General features: G+C 69.1%; 18 protein-coding genes. 8 read left to right on the top strand and 10 right to left on the bottom strand.

Features of this window, described 5'->3' with window-relative positions:
• Positions 1 to 97: 97 nt before the first annotated feature.
• Both G4D83_RS08120 and G4D83_RS08125 read right to left on the bottom strand, forming a co-directional pair.
• Positions 98 to 1,609, bottom strand: a complete 1,512-nt coding sequence (locus G4D83_RS08120) for an ATP-binding protein (protein WP_163864106.1) — start codon at positions 1,607 to 1,609, stop codon at positions 98 to 100.
• The gene (locus G4D83_RS08125) at positions 1,606 to 2,325 is read right to left on the bottom strand and encodes a GTP-binding protein (RefSeq protein WP_163864107.1); all 720 of its coding nucleotides are present in this window, start codon (positions 2,323 to 2,325) and stop codon (positions 1,606 to 1,608) included. The genes G4D83_RS08120 and G4D83_RS08125 overlap by 4 nt, the downstream gene beginning before the upstream one ends.
• Positions 2,326 to 2,613: 288 nt before the next feature.
• On the opposite strand from G4D83_RS08125, the gene G4D83_RS08130 reads away from it, so the two are divergent.
• The 5 genes from G4D83_RS08130 to G4D83_RS08150 all read left to right on the top strand — a co-directional run bounded on the left by G4D83_RS08130 (position 2,614) and on the right by G4D83_RS08150 (position 7,817).
• Complete coding sequence (locus G4D83_RS08130; protein WP_163864108.1) at positions 2,614 to 3,153, top strand: GNAT family N-acetyltransferase; 540 nt, start codon at positions 2,614 to 2,616, stop codon at positions 3,151 to 3,153.
• A 261-nt stretch (positions 3,154 to 3,414) separates the two neighbouring features.
• Positions 3,415 to 5,193, top strand: coding sequence for a type IV pilus twitching motility protein PilT (locus tag G4D83_RS08135; RefSeq protein ID WP_163864109.1), 1,779 nt, complete (start codon positions 3,415 to 3,417; stop codon positions 5,191 to 5,193).
• 1 nt (position 5,194) lies between these two features.
• Complete coding sequence (locus tag G4D83_RS08140; RefSeq protein ID WP_163864110.1) at positions 5,195 to 6,301, top strand: type IV pilus twitching motility protein PilT; 1,107 nt, start codon at positions 5,195 to 5,197, stop codon at positions 6,299 to 6,301.
• Between the two features lie 107 nt (positions 6,302 to 6,408).
• Positions 6,409 to 7,302: a hypothetical protein gene (locus G4D83_RS08145; RefSeq protein WP_163864111.1), complete on the top strand. Its 894-nt coding sequence runs from the start codon at positions 6,409 to 6,411 to the stop codon at positions 7,300 to 7,302.
• Positions 7,299 to 7,817, top strand: coding sequence for a GNAT family N-acetyltransferase (locus G4D83_RS08150; protein WP_240356206.1), 519 nt, complete (start codon positions 7,299 to 7,301; stop codon positions 7,815 to 7,817). The genes G4D83_RS08145 and G4D83_RS08150 overlap by 4 nt, the downstream gene beginning before the upstream one ends.
• Before the next feature lie 40 nt (positions 7,818 to 7,857).
• Here G4D83_RS08150 and G4D83_RS08155 read toward each other — a convergent pair whose 3' ends face one another.
• Positions 7,858 to 8,868 carry a hypothetical protein gene (locus G4D83_RS08155; RefSeq protein WP_163864113.1) on the bottom strand — a complete coding sequence of 337 codons (1,011 nt, stop codon included), beginning with the start codon at positions 8,866 to 8,868 and terminating at the stop codon, positions 7,858 to 7,860.
• A 151-nt stretch (positions 8,869 to 9,019) separates the two neighbouring features.
• Between G4D83_RS08155 and G4D83_RS08160 the strand changes: the two genes are divergently transcribed.
• On the top strand, positions 9,020 to 9,178 hold the full coding sequence (locus G4D83_RS08160) for a hypothetical protein (RefSeq protein WP_163863861.1): 159 nt from the start codon (positions 9,020 to 9,022) through the stop codon (positions 9,176 to 9,178).
• Between the two features lie 14 nt (positions 9,179 to 9,192).
• On the opposite strand, the gene G4D83_RS08165 is transcribed toward G4D83_RS08160, so the two are convergent.
• The 3 genes from G4D83_RS08165 to map form a co-directional block, all read right to left on the bottom strand.
• Positions 9,193 to 10,956: a zinc metalloprotease gene (locus G4D83_RS08165; protein WP_163864114.1), complete on the bottom strand. Its 1,764-nt coding sequence runs from the start codon at positions 10,954 to 10,956 to the stop codon at positions 9,193 to 9,195.
• Complete coding sequence (locus tag G4D83_RS08170) at positions 10,953 to 11,579, bottom strand: hypothetical protein (RefSeq protein WP_163864115.1); 627 nt, start codon at positions 11,577 to 11,579, stop codon at positions 10,953 to 10,955. Before G4D83_RS08170 ends, G4D83_RS08165 begins: the two co-directional genes overlap by 4 nt.
• Positions 11,580 to 11,719: 140 nt before the next feature.
• On the bottom strand, positions 11,720 to 12,529 hold the full coding sequence (gene map, locus G4D83_RS08175; RefSeq protein ID WP_163864116.1) for a type I methionyl aminopeptidase: 810 nt from the start codon (positions 12,527 to 12,529) through the stop codon (positions 11,720 to 11,722).
• A gap of 104 nt (positions 12,530 to 12,633) precedes the next feature.
• Here map and G4D83_RS08180 point away from each other — a divergent pair, with 104 nt between their 5' ends.
• Positions 12,634 to 12,912 (top strand): LysR family transcriptional regulator, encoded by a 279-nt coding sequence (locus G4D83_RS08180; protein ID WP_163864117.1) that lies wholly within the window; start codon positions 12,634 to 12,636, stop codon positions 12,910 to 12,912.
• Positions 12,913 to 12,927: 15 nt separating this feature from the next.
• Here the strand turns inward: G4D83_RS08180 and G4D83_RS08185 are convergent, their stop codons facing one another.
• Both G4D83_RS08185 and G4D83_RS08190 read right to left on the bottom strand, forming a co-directional pair.
• On the bottom strand, positions 12,928 to 13,188 hold the full coding sequence (locus tag G4D83_RS08185; RefSeq protein ID WP_163864118.1) for a hypothetical protein: 261 nt from the start codon (positions 13,186 to 13,188) through the stop codon (positions 12,928 to 12,930).
• 228 nt (positions 13,189 to 13,416) lie between these two features.
• Complete coding sequence (locus tag G4D83_RS08190; protein WP_163864119.1) at positions 13,417 to 13,617, bottom strand: hypothetical protein; 201 nt, start codon at positions 13,615 to 13,617, stop codon at positions 13,417 to 13,419.
• Positions 13,618 to 13,831: 214 nt separating this feature from the next.
• Between G4D83_RS08190 and G4D83_RS08195 the strand changes: the two genes are divergently transcribed.
• Positions 13,832 to 15,754, top strand: a complete 1,923-nt coding sequence (locus G4D83_RS08195) for a TonB-dependent receptor (protein ID WP_240356207.1) — start codon at positions 13,832 to 13,834, stop codon at positions 15,752 to 15,754.
• Between the two features lie 3 nt (positions 15,755 to 15,757).
• Here the strand turns inward: G4D83_RS08195 and G4D83_RS08200 are convergent, their stop codons facing one another.
• Together G4D83_RS08200 and G4D83_RS08205 are read right to left on the bottom strand one after the other, a co-directional pair.
• Entirely contained in the window at positions 15,758 to 17,065 is a 1,308-nt protein-coding gene (locus tag G4D83_RS08200; RefSeq protein WP_163864121.1) for a hypothetical protein, read from the bottom strand.
• 102 nt (positions 17,066 to 17,167) lie between these two features.
• Complete coding sequence (locus G4D83_RS08205) at positions 17,168 to 19,165, bottom strand: DNA repair helicase YoaA (protein WP_163864122.1); 1,998 nt, start codon at positions 19,163 to 19,165, stop codon at positions 17,168 to 17,170.
• Between the last annotated feature and the right edge of the window lie 106 nt (positions 19,166 to 19,271).

The following is a 19,271-nucleotide window of genomic DNA, read 5'->3' on the forward strand; positions in this document are numbered from 1 at the left end:
TACGCTCGCGCGCCACTTCCTGGGGGGATTGCGTGCGCCGGGCGAGCGCTCCCGGACACGTCTCGCGCGGCGTGACGTCCGGAAGCGACCTGACGCGTCAGAAGCGGTCAGGCCCCGGCGGCATCTCCGGCAGGGGCGCCGACACGGCCAGCAGTCCGTGCTCCGGAATGGGCGGCTGCATGGGCAGCACCACCGTGAAGCGCGAGCCCCGTCCGAACTCGCTCTCCACGAACACCTTGCCGCCGTGTCCTTCCACCAGGCTCTTGACGATGGCCAGGCCCAGCCCCGCGCCGCCGTGCTCGCGCGTGGAGCTGCCGTCCACCTGATAGAAGCTCTGGAAGATGCGCTCGAACTGGTCCTCGCGGATGCCCACGCCGGTGTCTTCCACGCTGATGCGATAGCCGGAGAGGCCCAGCGGCTCCTGCGGGCCCGGCTCCGACATCACCACGGACACGCGGCCTCCGGAGGCGGTGAACTTCAGCGCGTTGACCAGGAGGTTGATGAGCACCTGCCGCAGCTTGTCACCGTCTCCCGCCAGCCGGGGCCTGGGCAGGGGCGGCAGCCGCACCTCCAGCTCCACGCCCTTGCGCTGCGCCTGCGGCATCACCGTGGACACCGCCGTCTGGATGACGCCCGCCAGGTCCACCGGGCCCATGGACAGCCGCAGCTTGCCGGCCTCAATCTGGCTCAGGTCCAGGATGGAGGAGATGAGGTTGAGCAGCGACTCGCCCTTCTCGACGATGGTGCGCACGTAGAGCAGCTGCTCGGGGTTGAGCATGCCGGCCAGCCCCTCGGCCAGCATCTCCGAGTAGCCGATGATGGAGGCCAGGGGCGTGCGCAGTTCGTGGCTCACCGTGCCCAGGAAGGTGGACTTGAGCCGGTCCAGCTCCTTGAGGCGGGTGTTGACCTGCGCCAGCCGCGAGTTCTGCGCCTCCAGCTCCCGGTGCGTCTCCAGCATCGCCTCGATGTGGAGCTGCGTCGTCAGGTACGTGCGGTGGCCGCTGGCCACCAGCGCGGCGAGCACCTGGCCGAAGTGCGTGAGCACCTGCGCGGCGGTGCGCTCGGGCGCGCGGCGCACCTTGGCCACCAGCTCCTGCGCCCGCGTCAGCTCCAGGCCGGAGATATCCGTGAGCGTGTCGGGGAAGTCCCCCAGCTCCTCGGGCGTGAAGGGCCCCAGGATGACGCGGCCCAGGAAGTCGCCTTCCCAGCGCACCGGCATCACCAGGTAGCGCAGGCCGGTGAAGCACGGCAGGGCGATGAGGCCCGCCTCCTCCGCGCCGTCGCCTTGCGCCACGCGCGCGCCCTGCATCGGGAGCACCGGGCCGTCCTTCACCCGCGCCACCGTCGCCGTGCAGCGCGAGCGGCCGTCCGGGAAGGAGAAGACGTAGGCGCAGAAGTCGCCGTGGCCCACCTTCACGTCGGCCAGCTTGGTGCCGCGCGCGTCCAGCACCTTGATGCCCACGCGGTACAGCTCGCTGAAGCTCCTCACCACCTCGGAGAAGGAGGGCAAATCCAACATCTCGCCCAGCGACAGGCGGCGCTGGAGCACCGACTCGCGGCGCGAACCGCTCGAGCCCTCCGGTGGCGGGGCGCCCTGATAGCCGCTCATCGCCCGCCCCCCCACTGCTCGTCCCGCCCCACCGCGGTGTAGCGGCCGGCCAGCGTGGTGCCCGACAGGTCCATCCGCCCGAAGACCTGGGAGAGGAACTCCGCCTCGGTCAGCCCCACGTTGCGCGCCAGGTGCGCCCGGGCATCCAGCCGCCGGTAGGCCGCCTGCGCCACGGCGTGGAAGGTCTCCAGCACGCCCTCGCCCTTGAGCGCCACCGCGCCGACGACGGCCTCGCCGCCACGCTTGCGCGCCTCCTCCAGCTCCGCGTCCGTGCGCGCGTCGGGGAGGTCCCTCTTGTTGAACTGGATGACGACGGGCACCTGGTCCACGTCCAGCCCGTTCTCCTTCATGTTGTCCTGCAGGTTGCGCCAGTAGGCGTTGTTCTCCGCCGTCGCGCCGTGCCGGCTGTCCGCGATGAACACCACCGCGTCCGCGCCCTGGAGGACGATACGGCGGGTCGCGTTGTGGATGACCTGGCCGGGCACGGTGAAGAGCTTCACCTTCACCTTGAAGCCGGACGAGGTGGAGAAGAAGACGGGCAGCAGATCGAAGAACAGCGTCCGGTCGTCGTGCGTGTCCACCGTCAGCAACCGGCCCCGCACCTCCGGCGACGCCCGGGCATGGAGCTGGCGCAGATTGGTCGTCTTCCCGCTGAGTCCGGGCCCGTAGTAGACGATCTTGAGCGTCAGCTCTCGCTGGGCGTGGTTGAGTTGCAAGGGTGACTCGGGCGGGCGGGGTCGGGATGAGGAGGCCAGCCCTCCGTGAACGACGACCCCGGTTTTATAGTGGGAAGGCGCCCGGCGCGGAAGGCCGGCTGGGTGCCAGCCGTGGAAGCGATGCCCATCCTTGGAATGGGACGGGCCATGCTCGGGTTGACCGGAATCCGGCCCTCACATCCACGGGGGAGGCAATCTCCTCACTTGGGAAGACAATGTGCGCGGAATGACCGCGTGCACCGGTGGCGGGGGTGCGGTTAGGATCGCAGAGCGACGGAGGAGATGGCGATGACGATGAAGCAGGTGGACCCGGGCGTGGAGATGGCCCCAGCCCCGGTGCTGGAAGCGGCGGTGGGCCTCCCCAATGACCTGACGGCGGCGGTGAAGTTCACCCTGCCCACCGACGAGGACATGACGGCGGTGGCGGCCCTGCGCGCCAGCTCCGAACCCTGGAAGAGCCGGGGTGAGACGCAGGAAGACAGCCTCAAGGCCCTGGCCCAGCTCAAGCCCTACATCCACGTGGCGAAGCTGCAGACGCAGATCGTCGGCTACGTCACGGTGGAGCGCGACGGCCCGGTGCCCGGCGCCGCGTACCTGCGCAACATCGTGGTGAAGCAGGAGCTGCGCAAGAAGGGCCTGGGCGCCGTGGTCCTGGAGCAGGCGCTCCGAGCCGCGCGCGACATGTACCGCAAGACGATTGCGCTGCGAGTGGACCCGTCCAACGCCCCCGCGGTGAGCTTCTACCGCAAGGCGGGCTTCACCACCGTGGCCACGGTGGTGTCCAAGAAGTCCGGCAAGCTCCGGCTTCTGATGTCCCGCGAGCTGTAGTTCGCGCGCCCCTGGCTGGCGGGGGGCCGTGCGCCTCCCGCCGCCACCGCTCCGAGCGGGCCCTTGGGCCCCGGAGTCCCCCTCTCACATTTCACATCCAGGCAGGTGTCGACTCTCTGCCTCGACGGGGTGGGTGTGGAGCCCACCGCGCGCGGCGATGCGTTGGACGTACGTCCAGGGGGTGGGCGCTTTTGCGCCAATGTCGACTATCCTGCGGTCCCCCGCGCTCCGCGCTCTGTCACAGCTCGAGTTCGAATCCGCATGAAACCCCTTGCTGAGCTGTTGCGCCATCTGTCGCGGCCCGGAGTGACGGAGCTGACCCTGGCCACCGGGCGTCCTCCCATGATTCGCGGCAGCAACGGCTACGAGCCGGTGGACCCCGCCGCCGTGACGACGGACGACGTCGTCCGAGCCCTCCAGGCCATGGTGGGAGTCGCGCGCGCATCCAGCGTCTCCGACTCGCCCTCCAACTGGTCCGTCAACGCCAATGGCCTGGGCTCGCTGTCCATTGCCGCCGTGCGTCGAGGGGACTTGATGCACCTGCGACTGTCTCGCGCGGCGGAGGCCTCCACCGCGCCCGCGGCGGCCCCGCCCGCCGCCGCTCCGGCTCCAGCGACACGAGCCGCCCCCGTCGCCCAGGGGTATGCCGCGCCATCGGCCGGGTATGCGCCCGCCCCCGCCGCCGCTCCCTCGGCGGGGTATGCGCCCGCGCCCACCGCCGCGCCCCAGGGCGCCGGGTATACGCCCGCGCCGACCGCCGCTCCCTCGCCCGGATATGCCCCAGCGCCTTCGGCTCCCGCCGCCGCGCCGCAGAGCGCCGGGTATGCGCCCACGGGTGCCCAGGAGGCCGCGCGCTCGCTGGCGACGTCGCGCATGTCGGGAGGGGCCAGGGACCTGGCCATCGTGCTGGAGCAGGGGCGCGGCAGCCGCGCCAGCGACGTGCACGTCGTGGCCGAGCGCCCCGTGCTCTTCCGCCTCGCCGGAGAGCTGGTGCCCCAGGGCGGCGCGCTGGATGCGGCGCGGGTGGAGGGCATGTTGATGCCGGTGGTGCCGGAGCGACTGCGCCCGGTGCTCGTGCGCGAGGGCAGTTGTGACTTCTCGCTCGACTCACCGGAGATGGGGCGCTTTCGCGTCAACGTCTCGCGCCACCGCACGGGCCTCAAGGGCACCTTCCGGGTGATTGCGCGCGACATCCCCACGCTGGAGTCGCTGGGGCTGCCTGTCGAAATCGCCAAGGCGACGCACCACCACCAGGGCCTCATCGTCGTCACGGGCCCGTCCGGCCACGGCAAGACGAGCACCCTGGCGGCGCTGGTGGACCTCATCAACCGCGAGACGTCCCACCACGTGCTCACGGTGGAGGACCCGGTGGAGTTCGTCCACCCGCGCAAGAAGGCGCTCATCAGCCAGCGCGAAGTGGGCGCGCACACGAGGACGTTCGCCAGCGCGCTCAAGGGCAGCTTGCGCGAGGACCCGGACGTCATCGTGGTGGGCGAGCTGCGCGACACGGAGACGGTGCGCATGGCGCTGGCCGCCGCGGAGACGGGCCACCTGCTCATCAGCACCATGAACACGCCGAGCGCGGCGAAGACGATTGACCGGCTCATCGACCTCTTCCCGCCGGCGGACCAGCAGCAGGTGCGCCTGTCGCTGTCGAGCGGCCTGCGCCTCATCGTCAGCCAGCGGCTGATGGCGAGCGCGGACGGCAAGAGCATGGTGGCCGCGGCGGAGGTGCTGCCGGGCTCGGTGGCGCTGGGCAACCTCATCCGCGACAACAAGACGTACCAGATTCCCTCGCTCCAGCAGCGCGGCAAGAGCCTGGGCATCATCCGCTTCGAGGACTCGATGGCGGACCTGGTGCGCGCGCAGAAGGTGAAGCTGGAAGTGGCCAAGGGCTTCGTGGACAACCCGGACGAGTTGGAGGCGGTGGTGACGGGGAAGCGGCCGGGCACGACGGCCGTGTCGGCGCCGGAGACGCAGCAGGACAGCGCCCGGCTGCTCAGCAAGATGGGCTCGCTGATGGGAAGGAAGGGGGGCTGAGATGAGCACCACGCCGCGCATCGCCGCGCTCTTCGACATGCTGCTGGAGCAGAAGGGCAGCGACCTGCACCTGAGCACCGGCTATCCCCCCATGGGCCGCATCCGTGGCGAGCTGACGCCGCTGCGCGAGGAGCCCCTCACGATTCCGGAAGTCGAAGGGCTCCTGTTCGAGCTCATCAACCCGACGCAGAAGCAGCAGATTCTCGAGGAGCTGGACCTCGACTTCGCCTATGGCTACGGGACGAAGGCCCGCTTCCGCGCGAACTACTTCTACAAGCAGACGGGCCTGGGGGCGGTGTTCCGCACCATCCCCAGCAAGGTCCTCACGCTGGACGACCTGAAGACGCCCGAAATCGTCCGCAAGCTGGCCGAGCGCCGCAGCGGGCTGGTGCTGGTGACGGGCCCCACGGGCAGCGGCAAGTCCACGACGCTCGCGGGCATGGTGAACCACATCAACCAGACGCGCCCCGCGCACATCCTCACCATTGAAGACCCGGTGGAGTTCGTGCACGAGTCCGCTCGGGCGCAGGTGACGCACCGGGAGGTGGGGCCTCACGCGTCGAGCTTCGCCACGGCCATCCGCTCGGCGGGCCGCGAGGACCCGAACGTCATCCTCATCGGCGAGCTTCGCACCAACGAGACGATGAAGCTGGCGCTCCAGTTGGCGAGCTTCGGCGTGTTGGTGTTCGCCACGGTGCACACCAACAGCGCGCCGGCGACCATCGACCGCATCATCAACTCGTTCCCGGCGGACGAGCAGCAGCAGGTGCGCGGCATGCTGGCGGAGAGCCTGGCGGGCATCGTCGCGCAGCAGCTCATCAAGACGGCGGACGGCAAGGGCCGCGTGGCGGCGCTGGAAATCCTCGTGGGCGGCGCGGCCATCGCCGCGATGATTCGCGAGGGCAAGGTCTTCCAGATTGCGTCCAAGATGCAGGCCGGCCAGGGCCAGGGCATGCAGACGCTCGACATGCACCTGGAGCGGCTGGTGCGCGACAACATCATCACGCCCGACGCCGCGCTGGAGAAGGCCCAGGACAAGGAGAACCTGGCCAAGGTCATCCAGCGCCTCAAACCGGACTGGGTGCTGCCGGAGTCGATGAAGGCGTAGTCGCCCGCACAGAATATCCGCGGGCTCCTGTCGGTAGGGGTGTCCTCACCCTCCTCCAGTCAGGAGTGGGAAGCCCTCGCGTCGCTGACGCTCAAGGGAGACACCCGATGCGCTACGGCGAAGACAAGGCCTTCGAGATGGCACGCAGCCTGTTGCCCTCCACCAGCCGTCGGGAGGCGCGCAAGAATCGCGTGAACGTGAGTCGGCGCGCCCGCCGTACGAGCAGCACCCGGATCGCCCAGCTCATCCGAGCCCCCGAGCTCTCCGAGGACTGCGCGGAGCTGGATGACGATTCCTCCTCCGACATGAGAGGGGTGGTGTTCTGGCGTCGTCAGGCCGACAAGGTCAACCCCTTCATCCGGTGGGCGAAGCGACGAACCCTGAAGCAGCCTCGCGACTTGCGACTGGGGCTGGTGAGAGGAGCACTTCCTCCAGGTCTCATCGGGCATCACGCGCTTTCTCATTTGAAAGGCGTGGAGCACTTCCTGAGCACCGTGGAGCTGTCGCGACGGGACTTCCGGCGCGGCCCTCAGAAGAGCCAGCCCATCCACGACCGAGGTGTGCTGGCGCAGCTCCTGCGCGAGTTGCTGCGACTTCCCACCGGTCAGAAGTCCTTCAACGGCTATCTCAAGCATGCGACGGCCTCGGGATGGAGCGTGAAGTGGGGGCGCGACGGCCAGCGCCATGTAGTCCTCCACGGATGCAACGCCCCTCGCCTGCTGCTTGGCGTGCATGACGTGCTCTCCTTCCTGGATGACCTCGGCTTCGACAGCCGGCCGGAGACGTCCAGGAAGAGTGATTCGCGGACAGGTGCGTCTACCCAACTCCCGACGCTCTTCTTTCTCCAGGTCTTTCATCGCCTGGGGGGTGACCTCACCGCTACGCTCGCCGCCATCCCCAAGCCCAAGCTGACCCACCTCCCGTGCGGACGCGTGCACCGCTGGCCCCCAGAGAACTCCCGTGGCGAGCGCGGGCACCTCGGAACAAGATGCCGGCCATGATTCACGGCTTCGAGAGCACGACGACGGAACGGCTGCTGCTTCGGCCGTTTCGCGAGACCGACCTGGACGCGGTGTTCACACTCCATGGCGACCCGGAGACGTCTCGCTTCAACCCCTCCGGCCCATTGCGCTCGTTGGACGCCGCGCGAGAGCTGCTGGCGCTGTGGTTGAGTGACTGGGCGAAACACGGCGTGGGGTATTGGGCCGTGGAGCAACGAGAGACACCGGGCGTCGTCGTGGGCGTCTGCGGCGTGCGCCACAAGCTGTTCGAGGGTCGGACGGTGTTGAACCTCGCCTATCGCTTCGCGCCTCGGACCCAGGGGCTGGGTTATGCGACGGAAGCCGCGCGCGTCGCCGTGGAGCAGGCCCGGCGACACCTCCCCGATGTGCCCCTCGTCGCCATCATCCATCCGGAGAATGCACCGTCCCTCCGCGTCGCGGAGCGACTCGGGCTGCGGTTCGAGCGCATCACCGACTATGAAGGAACCCCGAGCCGAGTGTACGGGGTCGACTGAGCATCGACGTGTCCGCGCGGCCTCCCGAGGCACGGGAAGACTACAACTCCTCGCGGAGCCCCTCTCGGAACACTGTGAACACCGCCTGTCCACAGCGGTCCGAAGCGTCCGCCTGCGCTCTCGCCACGCGCACCTCGTAGCGGACACCTCCCAGCAGAAGTCGCTTCGTCTCTCCAACAGAGACAGTGACGGGTGATGCGCCACGCTTCCGGGCATCCTCGAACCGAAGCCGTGCGCCCCGGGTGCGTGCGTCCTTTCGGCGCTCGCAGCCGGCAAGTTCCCACCGGACTCGCAGCTCCGGCACCAGTCCCGTGGGCAGCAGGACTTCGCCTTCTGGCGTGATGGGCGCGCTCGGTACCGTGAGAAGCAAGAGCCCTCCGTCCGCGTCGCGGAGCGTGTCGCCCGAGAGGAGTTCGGGATGCTCTCCGTCGCTGGAGACGCAGCTCGCGGGCTCGCGGTGGCTGGCCCAGCCCACGGTCCGTCCCGTCAGGTCCGCCAGTACCTCTGGAACGGTGAGTCCGTAGCTCACGCCTCCGCGTGTCTCGTCTGCCTCGTACTCCAGCACCGAGGCCCACTGGTCCCCATGGCGGTATGCACCTCTGAGCTGTCGGGCCACGGTGAACCGTCGCTCCAGCCGTGGGCCCGTGCGCTGGATGGAGCGCGTCTCCGGCGTCTCCTTGAAAGCCACGTCCACCCGGGCCGCGCGCCAGACTTCCGCGCACGCGAGAAGGCCAGGTGACTCCGCAGCGCGTGTGCCTCCATCCGGCGTCGATTCCGCGGAGATGCCCGACACCGTGATTCCATCGGCGGACGAGGGCACCGCGAGCCTGGCGTCACGCGAAGCCACGGCGGACGGAGCGAGGCCACCAGCGGGCGGCTCACGAACCCCGCCCGGGGCTGAAGACGGTGGGGGCTCGGACCGCGCCGCGACAGCAGAGCCCGCGTCCGTCGCGGGAGGCTCGGGGCGAAGCCAGCAGGCACCGTGCATCAGCAAGAACCCCAGCGCACAGCTCCACGCACCCAGCCGGTGTGGTCCTTCCGACTTCGGCATCACGTGCTCCTCTGCAGGGCAAGTGCCCTCCGCCTCCGCCGACTTTCGCCCTTCTGGTCAGGGGAGGCCAGCGATGCGGAGGCAGGTCTGCTTCGCGGCTTTCGGTCACGGTGCTCCCCACCTACTCTCGCCCGTCCGAGGAAGGACCCGAATGACGACACGCGCTCAACTCCAGTACCCCTTCGACCATGGGGTGGCGGATGCCCCCGTGGACGTCTACGGCAAGCCGGGCCGGGGACCGGTGGTGATTGACGCGGGCTGGGGCACCCTGCTCCCGACGAACCTGACGCATCCCTGGTACCGGTCGTGACCTGACCGTCGCGGTCAGAGGCACTCCGCGTACAGCAGCGTTCCATCCGCCGACACATGGAAGTCGCGGCCCTCCACGCGGCCTCGTGACATGAGCCGCTCCCGCTTGCGGCGGACGTCGTCACGCCGTCTCACCAGTGAGGACTCCTCGTGCGGAACCCTCGGCTGGAAGCGCGCGGGGCCACCCTTGTCGTCCGGAACATAGCGGGTCATCAGTGAGCGCTTCGAGCCACGGCCCGCGCCGTCATCCGCGTCGCCATCGTCGGAGAAGTCGAGCTCCAGAGAGCCCCACTCCCCCACGTCACAGTCGCAGGAGCCGCAGCCCGGGAAGCCGCAGCCCAGGAAACCATCGCGACAGTCGACACACTCCGCCTTCGGTGACGAACCACACGCCGCGCACCCGTTGTCTCCAAACGAGTACGAGTGCCACCCGGAGTTGCTCACGCCCGCGAACTGGTAGCGGTAGTTCATCACGCTGTCGTGCACCACGCTGTACTGCCCCGCCACGTCATTGCCGTTGTGGTCCAGGTTCAGGTTGTGGCCCAGTTCGTGGATGAAGGTGCCGCGCTGCTCCTGGATGCTCGGACTGCTGAAGCAGCCCATGCTGATGATGAGGTCATTGCCCAGCAGCTCGGCCTTGCCGGAGGAGCAACTCGTGAGGCTCGAGTGCCGGTTGGCCCACATCGCGTAATGGAAGTACGGCCGACGCTCCGGATTCGCTGACGAGAAGGCGCTCTGCTTCAGCGCGTAGAAGTCCACGCCGCCAGGGCAGCTCCCGTAACAGACCACCTCGTACCAGGGCAGCACGCTGTCGATGAAGGCATGCAGTCGCACGCTCCCGCCCGTCTCCTGGGCGAACACCGCCGCCGCGTCCGCCGCCAGTCCCGCGTATGGCTGCCGAGTGAGGTACGGGTTCGTCGGGTGCTGCATCCAGTCGATCTCCACGTAGAGGTCTCTCGCCGTGGGGCTGCTCCACTCGGAGAAGGAGAAGCCGTCGTTGCCGAACACCTCCAGCGTGTCCGCTATCGAGTCCCCATCCGAGTCCTCGTTGTTCGGACTCAGGCCAATGAGCGGCTCGAGCGAGTCCGAGAGCCCGTCCTCGTCACCGTCGTTGTCATCGAAGATGGTGGACCAGAGTTCCTCGTCGTGGACGAAGGTCGCCGTGCCCGCGCTGCCCGGATAGCGCCCCACCACCACGCGCTGGGTGCCGACGTTCTGCGCGCTCGTCGCGGTGACGAGCGGGTAGTACTTCGGCCCGTTGTCGTCATCGTGCTGGAGGTACTCGGTATTGGAGCGCAGCAGGAAGAGCAGATGGTCTCCTCCGCCGGGGCTCGTGGCCGAGGCCCTGAAGGTGTCCTTGGCATTCCACGCGAAGAGGAGCGGCACGCCGCCGAAGGGCTGTTGCGACAGGAGCAGCGTCCCGTTGCGATACAGGCTCGCCGTGCCTCCGCGCCCCTCCGCGTAGGCGCGCACCCAGACACGGTAGTAGCCGGAGTCCGGCGCGACGAACGTCACACACGAGCGCGTGTTTCCCTGGCAGTCGTCACTCACGGCCACCTGGCTCCAGCCACTCCTGTCGCGCAGCACGTGCAACACGGTGTCGGGTGCGGAGCCCGCCAGGTCTCGCGTCTCGAAGGTGTACGTCTGTCCCGCGTCGAGCCAGGTGCTCAGCCAGATGAAGCTGCCCCAGTCCCGCGATGCCACGTAGTGCGGTCCCGCCCACGCCATCATCGGCGCCAGCAGCAACACCGCGCGAAGCGCCCCCATGAACGACTTCATCGCTTCTGCTCCCCCTGAAAGAACCACTCCTTGAAGGTCTCCTGCGCGCGCGCTTGCTCCTCGGGCGAGAGGTCTCTCCACTTCGCCTGCTCTCGCGCGAGCGCCTGCTGGTAGCGCGCGTCCTGGTCCCTCGCGTGCGTGTCTTCCGCCGGTGGGGCGGAAACCTTCGCGACGAGGTTGAGCGCGGCGAGATAGCGCCGCTCCTGGCGCGCACGCGTCTCGGGGCTCGCGTCCTGGAAGGCTCGCTCCGTTCGCGTCACGAGCGTTGCCAGGTCGTCGACGGGCTCCTCGCGCAGCAAGGCCTCCTCGTCCGGTGTCAGTGGCACCAACGCGTCCTTCGCGAACCGCGTCAGCGGAGACGTCGCGGGAGCGGGAGTCGCCACCTCCACCGTGAGGCCACCAGGGCCCTGGACCTGTTCGACGTGAAGAACAGACTCCTGTGAATCCTTGCGCGGGACAGGAGGTGTTTCGAGCCGAGCCACCGGGTTCGGCTCCCGTTGGCTCACGGCCGCGGAGTCCTCACGCAACAGGTGCCTAGGCACCAGCAGGGGGATTCCCGCCGCGAGCAGGACGACGCCCAGCACCACACTCCCGATTCCGACCTGGTCGCCTCGTGCGCGCATGCGGTCCCCACTCGCAGGCCTCACGTCTAGCCTCAATTCCCGTCGGCATCAAACAGCCGGAGGCTCGGGGGATTCAGCGCGAGTGACGGCGACAGTGCATCCAGGGTGCATCACTGAACAGGCCCGTGAGCTGGCTCGACTCAGCGGGCCTCGGGTTGTGACGGAGGGGAGGCGGATGGAATCAGGGGGTATGCACCTGGGTACGGGGTGAGCACCTCGCAGCCCTCGCGCGTCACGAGGATGGTGTGCTCGAACTGCGCGGAGAGGCTGCCGTCATCGGTCACCACCGTCCAACCGTCCGAGAGCATTCGAATCTCGGGGCGGCCCAGGTTCACCATCGGTTCGATGGTGAGCACCATGCCGGAGCGCAGGGTGATGCCCGTGCCCTTCGTGCCGAAGTGGGGCACGTGGGGCGGCGCGTGCATGGAGCGTCCAATGCCGTGCCCGCCGAACTCCCGAACGATGCTGCACCCTTCCCGCTCCGCCAGTTCCTGGATGGCCGCGCCGATGTCGCCCATCCGAGCACCGTGACGCACGACGGAGACGCCCACATCACGACACCGACGCGCCACGTCCACCACGTGCCGAGCATCATCGGACACTTCACCGATGCAGAACGTGGCCGACGTGTCTCCGTGGTAGCCGTCCAGGCACGTGGTGACGTCCACGTTGATGATGTCCCCGAGCGCCAGCTTCTCGTGCGGATTCGGGACGCCATGACAGACGACGTGGTTGCGGCTGGTGCACACCGTCGCGGGGAAGCCGTGGTAGCCGAGCTGGCTGGGTGTGCCGCCTCGACGAGCAGTGTCCTCGCGCACCCATTCGTTGATGTCCCCCGTGGAGATGCCCGGCGTCAGCTTCCCCGCGACCCAGGCGAGCGTGCCCGCCGCCGCCGCGCCCGCGAGACGCAGACGCTCCACCTCGGTGCCCTTGAACAATGGAGTTCCCATGGGGAGCCAAGGTGTCTCCGGGGGCCTTCAGCGTCCAATGCTGTTTCGGTATCGCGCCCGGGGGCGGGGGTGCGCGAAAGGGGCGATCGCGCTAACCTGGGGCCGTGAGCATCACCCACCTCCAGTCCTTCGTCGCGGTGGCCGAGGAGCGGCACGTGGGCCGCGCCGCCCGCCGGCTCCATCTCACCCAGCCGCCCCTGAGCCGCCACATCCTCGCACTCGAGGATGAGCTCGGCACGCCGCTCTTCGAGCGCACGCGACAGGGAATGAGCCTGCTGCCCGCCGGAGAGGTGTTCCTGCTCCACGCGCGTCGCATCCTCGCGGAGGTGGACACCGCGGTGCACACCGTGCGCGGCCTCGCACCGCGCGACACGAGCGGGTGAGAGCTCGCCTGCTCGCTACTCGGGAACCTCCAGTGGGAACGGCAGGGCTTCACCCCGGTGGGTGAGGACCGCCGCGCGAACCAGCTCACGAACCTGGCGCGCGCTGAGCGGCAGGTCGGCGAAGACACGCGGTGGCGAGAAATCGCTCAACGCCAGTCCCATCCCCTCCTCGGGTTCCCAGATGCGCTCGGCCACGAGTTCGTAATGTGACCCGGTCACCTCGAGGGAGACCGCGCAGTCCTTGTCATTGAGTCTCCGCGCGGCGAGCACCCGCATCACTCCGCCTCGCGGGTGTGAAGCCCGCTCCAGCACGTCCTGACCACACATCCGAACCGCCCCCTCACGCGTTGCGAACTGGACGATACCTCTCGGCCTCGATTCGCCCCATGACGCTCAGCGGTCGCCCGTATACGAGGTGGGGACATACTGACGCGCCGAGAGCGCCAGGACCGAAAGGGAACCGTCAGACATGTCGCGCAGGTCGTCACGCATCCCGTCATCGCCTCATCGGCTCGTGGTTCCCTGGGTTCTGCTCTCTTCACTGGCCTGGGCCCAGACACCGGACACCGGAACAACGACGACGGAGCCCGGCGCGCGGAACACCGTCATCGGCCCATCCTCGTCTCCTGAGTCGCGCACTCGCACCACCAGCTCCGACGGCCCCTCCACGCCTGTTCCGGAGCGGCCCGCCGAGAATGTACCCACGGCGCCTGAGACGTCCCCTCGTGTCGCTGTCGATGCGCCCATGGAGCAGGCGGCCTCCCGCGCCTTCGCCGAGGCCCCCTCGCAGCCTGAAGCGCCTTCTCGTCCCGTCGCCGATGTGCCCGCTTCCTCTGAGGCGCCATCAAGCGCAGTACCGCCAAACGAGACAAGCGCATCGTCACGCACCGTCGTCACGGGCACGCGCCTTCCGCGCCCCGTGCGAGATGTGCCCGCCACCACCGTGGTGCTCCCTCGTGAAGAAATCGATCGCAGTCCCACGCTGACGCAGGACACCCTCGTCCGTTCCCTGCCCTCGGTCGCCACCTTCCGCCGCACGCCGAGCCTCGTCTCCGACCCGACTGCCCAGGGCCTCAACCTGCGGGGCCTTGCTCCGTCCGGCGTCTCTCGTACCCTCGTCCTGCTGGACGGCGTTCCCGTCAACGACCCGCTCGGTGGATGGGTCTTCTGGCGCTCGCTGCCTCGGCTCGGGCTGGAGCGCATCGAGGTCGTCCCCGGTGGCGGCTCCGCCCTCTATGGCAGCTCCGCGCTCGGCGGCGTCGTCCAGCTCATCTCTCGGCCCATCACCGGCCCGGCACTCGACGCGGACGTCTCCTACGGCAACCGCGACACCGGTCTCCTCGCCGCACGCGGAGCCCAACGTTGGGGGGCCATCGCCGCCGCCGTCGAGACCGAGCTGCTCACGAGCAACGGCTACCGCATCGTCACCCCAGGCCAGCGCGGTGCCATCGACAGCGACACGCCCAGCAATCACGTCGTCCTCAACGGCCGCGTGGAAGCCCAGGCCTCCGATGCACTGACGCTGTCCGCTCGCGCCAACCTCTTCCGTGAGAACCAGAACGGCGGCACCCGCTTCACCACCGCTCGCGTGGAGCTGGCGCAGTTCGGCGCGGGTGCTCGACTCCAGACCGACACGCTGGGCACCTTCTCCCTGGACCTCTTCGGCCGAGCCCTGCGCTTCGAACAGAACCGCGCCCGCGTCGCCCAGGACCGCGCCGCCGAGTCCCTCGCCGCGTCCCAGGACGTCCCCGCGGATGACCAGGGCGCCTCGCTCGTGTGGACGGCTCCGAGCTGGAACGCGGGAGGCACCCATCAGCTCTCCGCCGGTCTCGATGCCCGACGCATGGCGGGCACTTCCCGCGAGCAACTCTTCCCGCCCACGCAGACTCCGGACACCGTCCTCGCCCGCGATGCTGGCGGCACGCAGTGGACCGGTGGCGTGTTCCTCCAGGACCTCTACGCCATCACCTCCGCCCTGGAGTTGTCCGCGGCGCTCCGCTTCGACGTCTGGCGAAACACCCAAGGACTTCAGCGAGTCGAACGAGCCAGCGGCACAGTGGACACCACGCCCTTCGAGGACCGCACCGAGAACCAGCTCAGTCCACGGCTGGGCGTGCGCTTGCGCCCCTGGGACGCTGTCACGCTGCGTGCCTCCGGGTATCGGGCCTTCCGCGCACCGACGCTCAACGAGCTCTATCGTCCCTTCCAGGTCGGCACCGTGTTCACCGCCGCCAACGCGAACCTCGGCGCGGAGCGCCTGTGGGGCGCGGAGGCCGGTGTGGAAGTCGAACCCCTTCGCACGCTCACCGCCCGCGTCACCGGCTTCTGGAACGTGCTCGAGGACCCCATCACGAACGTCACGCTCCCCGATGGCTCGGGCCGTGAGCGCCAGAACCTGGGCAAGGCCCGCGTGCGCGGAGTGGAGACCAGTCTCGACTGGAGATTGTCGCGCCGGTGGACCGCGCTCCTCGGGTACACCTTCGTGGACCCCACCGTCACGGATGCGCCCGGACAGCCGGCGCTCGTCGGCAGACAGCTCGCGCAAGACCCCAGACACCGAGGCGCCGCCAGCCTCACGTTCGAGGACCCATCTCTCGTCACCGCCACCGTGCAACTGCGCGTCACCGGTCCTCAGTTCGAGGATGACCTCAACGAGCGAGGCATGGGTGGAGCGCTCGTCGTGGACGCCGCCGTCAGTCGGCGCCTCTTCTGGAAGGTGGACCTGTTCGCCGCGGTGGAGAACCTCTTCGACCGCGAGTACCTGGCGGGCCGCGCGGGAGTGGACACGCTGGGGCCGCCGCTGCTCGCGCGCGTGGGCCTGCGACTTCGCGATGCCCCTTGACGCTCACGGACACTGCCGCGAATAGCCGATGCGCCGGAGCATTCGCACCCCGTCTTCGACCAGCTCGGAGTACATGACATGCGCGCGGCCCCGGGCGTCCACCTCCAGGGCCCAGTCATGGAAGGGCAGATTCAGGGAACTGGCCTCCCGAGCAACGACCGTGTTCGCCACCCAACCCGCTTGCGCGTTGTTGCGATACTCCAACTGCCTTCCCAGATTGCGCAGCACATGCACCACGCCCGACGAGGAGATCCTCATCTCCCCGCCCCCCTCGAAGGGAAGCACGGTCGTGGACCACTCCCCCTCGGCACTCCGAGTGCTCAGACTCACGACGCCCACACTCGCCCAGAGGATATGCGGCACCCCTGCTGGCGACACCGCGATGACCGGCAACGCCCCCTCGGCGGCGACCTGCTCCTTCACCCAGGTCCCCGAGGCATTCGTGGCGTAATAGATGACAGGACGGCCAGCGGAGGCCCCACCCTCATACGTCACATGGACCTTGCCCCGGGCATCCACGCGCATCGACAGGTGGGTGAAAATCACGCCCAGCTCGAGGCCCGTGTCGACGACCGTCACATCACCGATGCGACCCTGCACGTAGTTGATTCGATGCTTCTCGGCATCCACCAGCGAGAGCACATGGAACCGCCCCGACGCATCCAGGTCGAACGCGCGCACCCAACCACTCGACAGCCGAACACGCTCCCAACGGCCCTCGGAGTGGTGGAGGATATCGGTGGGGACCACCGCCACCAGGTCATCGAACCGCGGGTTGAGGGCCAGGTGGAGGTCACCCGACGCATCCACCCGGATGCCACCCAACCACCATTGCCCTCCCACGACCTCCATGTCGGCGAACACGCGCCAGGGCTTCGTGGTCACCACCCGCAGGACCTCGCCGGTGTACTCGACCAGGTACGCCTCGCCGTCCGCATCCAGCGCGAATTGCGGATAACCCCGGTCGTTCCCCAGCGGAAGCACCGTCCGCGACTGCCACCCCCACACGCAGGTGTTCCACTCCGTCATCCGCGCATCCACCCCTCCATCGCCCAGCGGGGGACGGGGGATTCGCGGCCCACCGTCCACTCCCGCGTCCTCCGGAATCGGACCCCCACCGTCCGGAGCACCGAGCTCCTCACCTCCATCCGGGTCATTCCCCCCCGTACCGTCGCCCCCGTCGTCCGAGCCGGAGCCCGAGTCCGCCGGGTCCGACGCAATGGGAGACAGCGAGATGGGCTCACACGCACACACCAGCGCCACGGCGGCGAACAGGACGAGGCGCGGGAATGAAAGGACCGGACAGTCCACGTCAGGGCTCTGGGGTGCGAGGACGGCCGTGGGCAGCAGACCCGGCCGATGGCATACGAACCGAGCCGGATTCTCGGGCAATTTCGCCCGAAAAAACCCGGCTCACTCCACCGAACGCAAGGCTCGCACCGGGCGCACCGGGCCGTTGAACCAGCGGCTCAGCTCCACCAGGTCGTCCAGCCGCCGCGCGTCGGGGAGGCTGTCCAGGAAGACACGCCCGTACGCCTTGGTGAGGATGCGCCGGTCCAACATCGCGACGATGCCCTTGTCGGACTGGGTCCGAATCAGGCGCCCGAAGCCCTGACGCAGGGCCAGCGCCGCCTGGGGGAGCTGGTACTGCTCGAAGGGCTCCTCCCCTCGCGTCTGGAGCTGCTTGATTCGCGCGGCCACCAGCGGGTCTCCCGGCGAGGCGAACGGGAGCCGGTCGATGATGACCAGGCTGAGCGCGTCTCCCGGCACGTCCACGCCCTCCCAGAAGCTGTGCGCCGCGAAGAGCACGCTCGGCGTGTCGCGGAACGCCTCCAGCAACTGCTGCTTGGGCCGCTCCCCCTGGAGCAGCGCCTGGTACGGCAGCCGCCCCGCCGCCAGCTCATACGCGCGCACCATGTTGCGCAGCGAGGTGAAGAGCACGAAGGCCCGGCCCCCCGTCACCTCGCAGAGCTGGACGATTTCCTCCGCCGCCGCCTCGATGAAGCCCGGGGCGCTCGGGTCCGGCAGGTGCGTGGGCAGGTACAGCGCGGACTGGCGCGGATAGTCGAACGGGCTGGGCACCGCCAGCGTGCGCACGCGCGTCACCGTCTGGCCATCCTCGCCATACAACCCCATCCGCCGGGCGAAGAAGTCGAAGCGGCTCTCCGCCGCCAGCGTCGCGGACGTGTACACCACCGTATCGAGCGCGCCGTACATCCGCTCGCGCAGCTCCTTCGCCACGTCAATCGGACTGGCACGCAGGAACAGGCCCTTGCCGCGCTGCTCCGCCCAGTACACGTGGTCCGACGACTCCGCCTTCTCCAGGAAGGAGAGCTGCTCCTCCAGCTCGTCCGCGCGGCGCGTAATCGCGGCCAGCTCCGGCTCGCGCTCGCCCGCGGTGAACGCGGACAGCGCCGCCAGGCCCTCGCGCACACCCTCCAGCGCCGTGGACAGCTTGCCCATCGTCTCCGGCTGCAACGCCACCGACGCCTCGTTGCCGGACAGCCCCAGCGCCCGGGGCGCCTGCGCGAAGAACGCATCCGCGCCGGTGCGCAGCCGCGCCGTCAGCGCGCGCAACATCGCGTGCCTGGAGTCGTCCTCCTTCAACGACGCCACCGCGTCGCGCGCCAGCTCCTCCAGCCGGTAGTTCGAAACGCCCACGCCGAAGTGGCCGCTGGCCGCGTCCTCCAGCGCATGCGCCTCGTCGAAGACGACGGCTTCGTAATACGGCAGCACGCCCTCGGTGCGCTTGCCGGAGCTGCGCAGCGACAGGTCCGCGAAGAAGAGGTGGTGGTTGACCACCAGCAGGTCCGCGCTCTCCGCGCGCTTGCGCATGCGCGTGACGAAGCACGTCTCGTACAGCGGGCAGCGCGTGCCCACGCACGTCTCGGACGTGGTGGACAGCCGCGCCCACGCGCTGAAGGACTCCGGCAGGTCCAGCTCGCTGCGGTCCCCGGTCTGCGTGTCCTCCGCCCAGGCCTTCAGCTTGGGCCAGTACCGGGCCTCGTCGCGCGAGCCGAACTGCGGCTCCTTCGCGAAGGCCCCGTAGCGGTGCAGGCAGAGGTAGTTGTTGCGCCCCTTGAGGTACGCGGCCTCGAAGGTGAGCCCCATCTTCTCGCGCAGCAGCGGCAGGTCCTTGAAGAAGATCTGGTCCTGTAGCGTCTTCGTCGCCGTGGACACCACGACGCGGCGGCCCGACAACAACGCGGGCACCAGGTAGGCGAGCGTCTTGCCCGTGCCCGTGCCCGCCTCCGCCAACAGGTAGCTGCGCTCCGCGAAGGCCCGCTCCACGGCGCGCGCCATCTGGAGCTGCTCCGGCCGGTGCTCGTACGCGGGCAGGGCCACCTGGAGCGCGCCCCCCGGACCGAGCAGGCTGTCGACGGTGAGTGACGGAGAGACAGGGAGCGTCATCGGGAGTGGCGAGCCTCGCGGGAGCAGCCCGAGACGATAGCAGCCAGTCGCGCCCCAGGCCCGTTTCCGTCCATTGTCCACGCCCCTCGCCCGCATGGCCGGCCGC

Origin of the sequence: Myxococcus eversor, assembly GCF_010894455.1 — a bacterium.
Taxonomy (GTDB): domain Bacteria; phylum Myxococcota; class Myxococcia; order Myxococcales; family Myxococcaceae; genus Myxococcus; species Myxococcus eversor.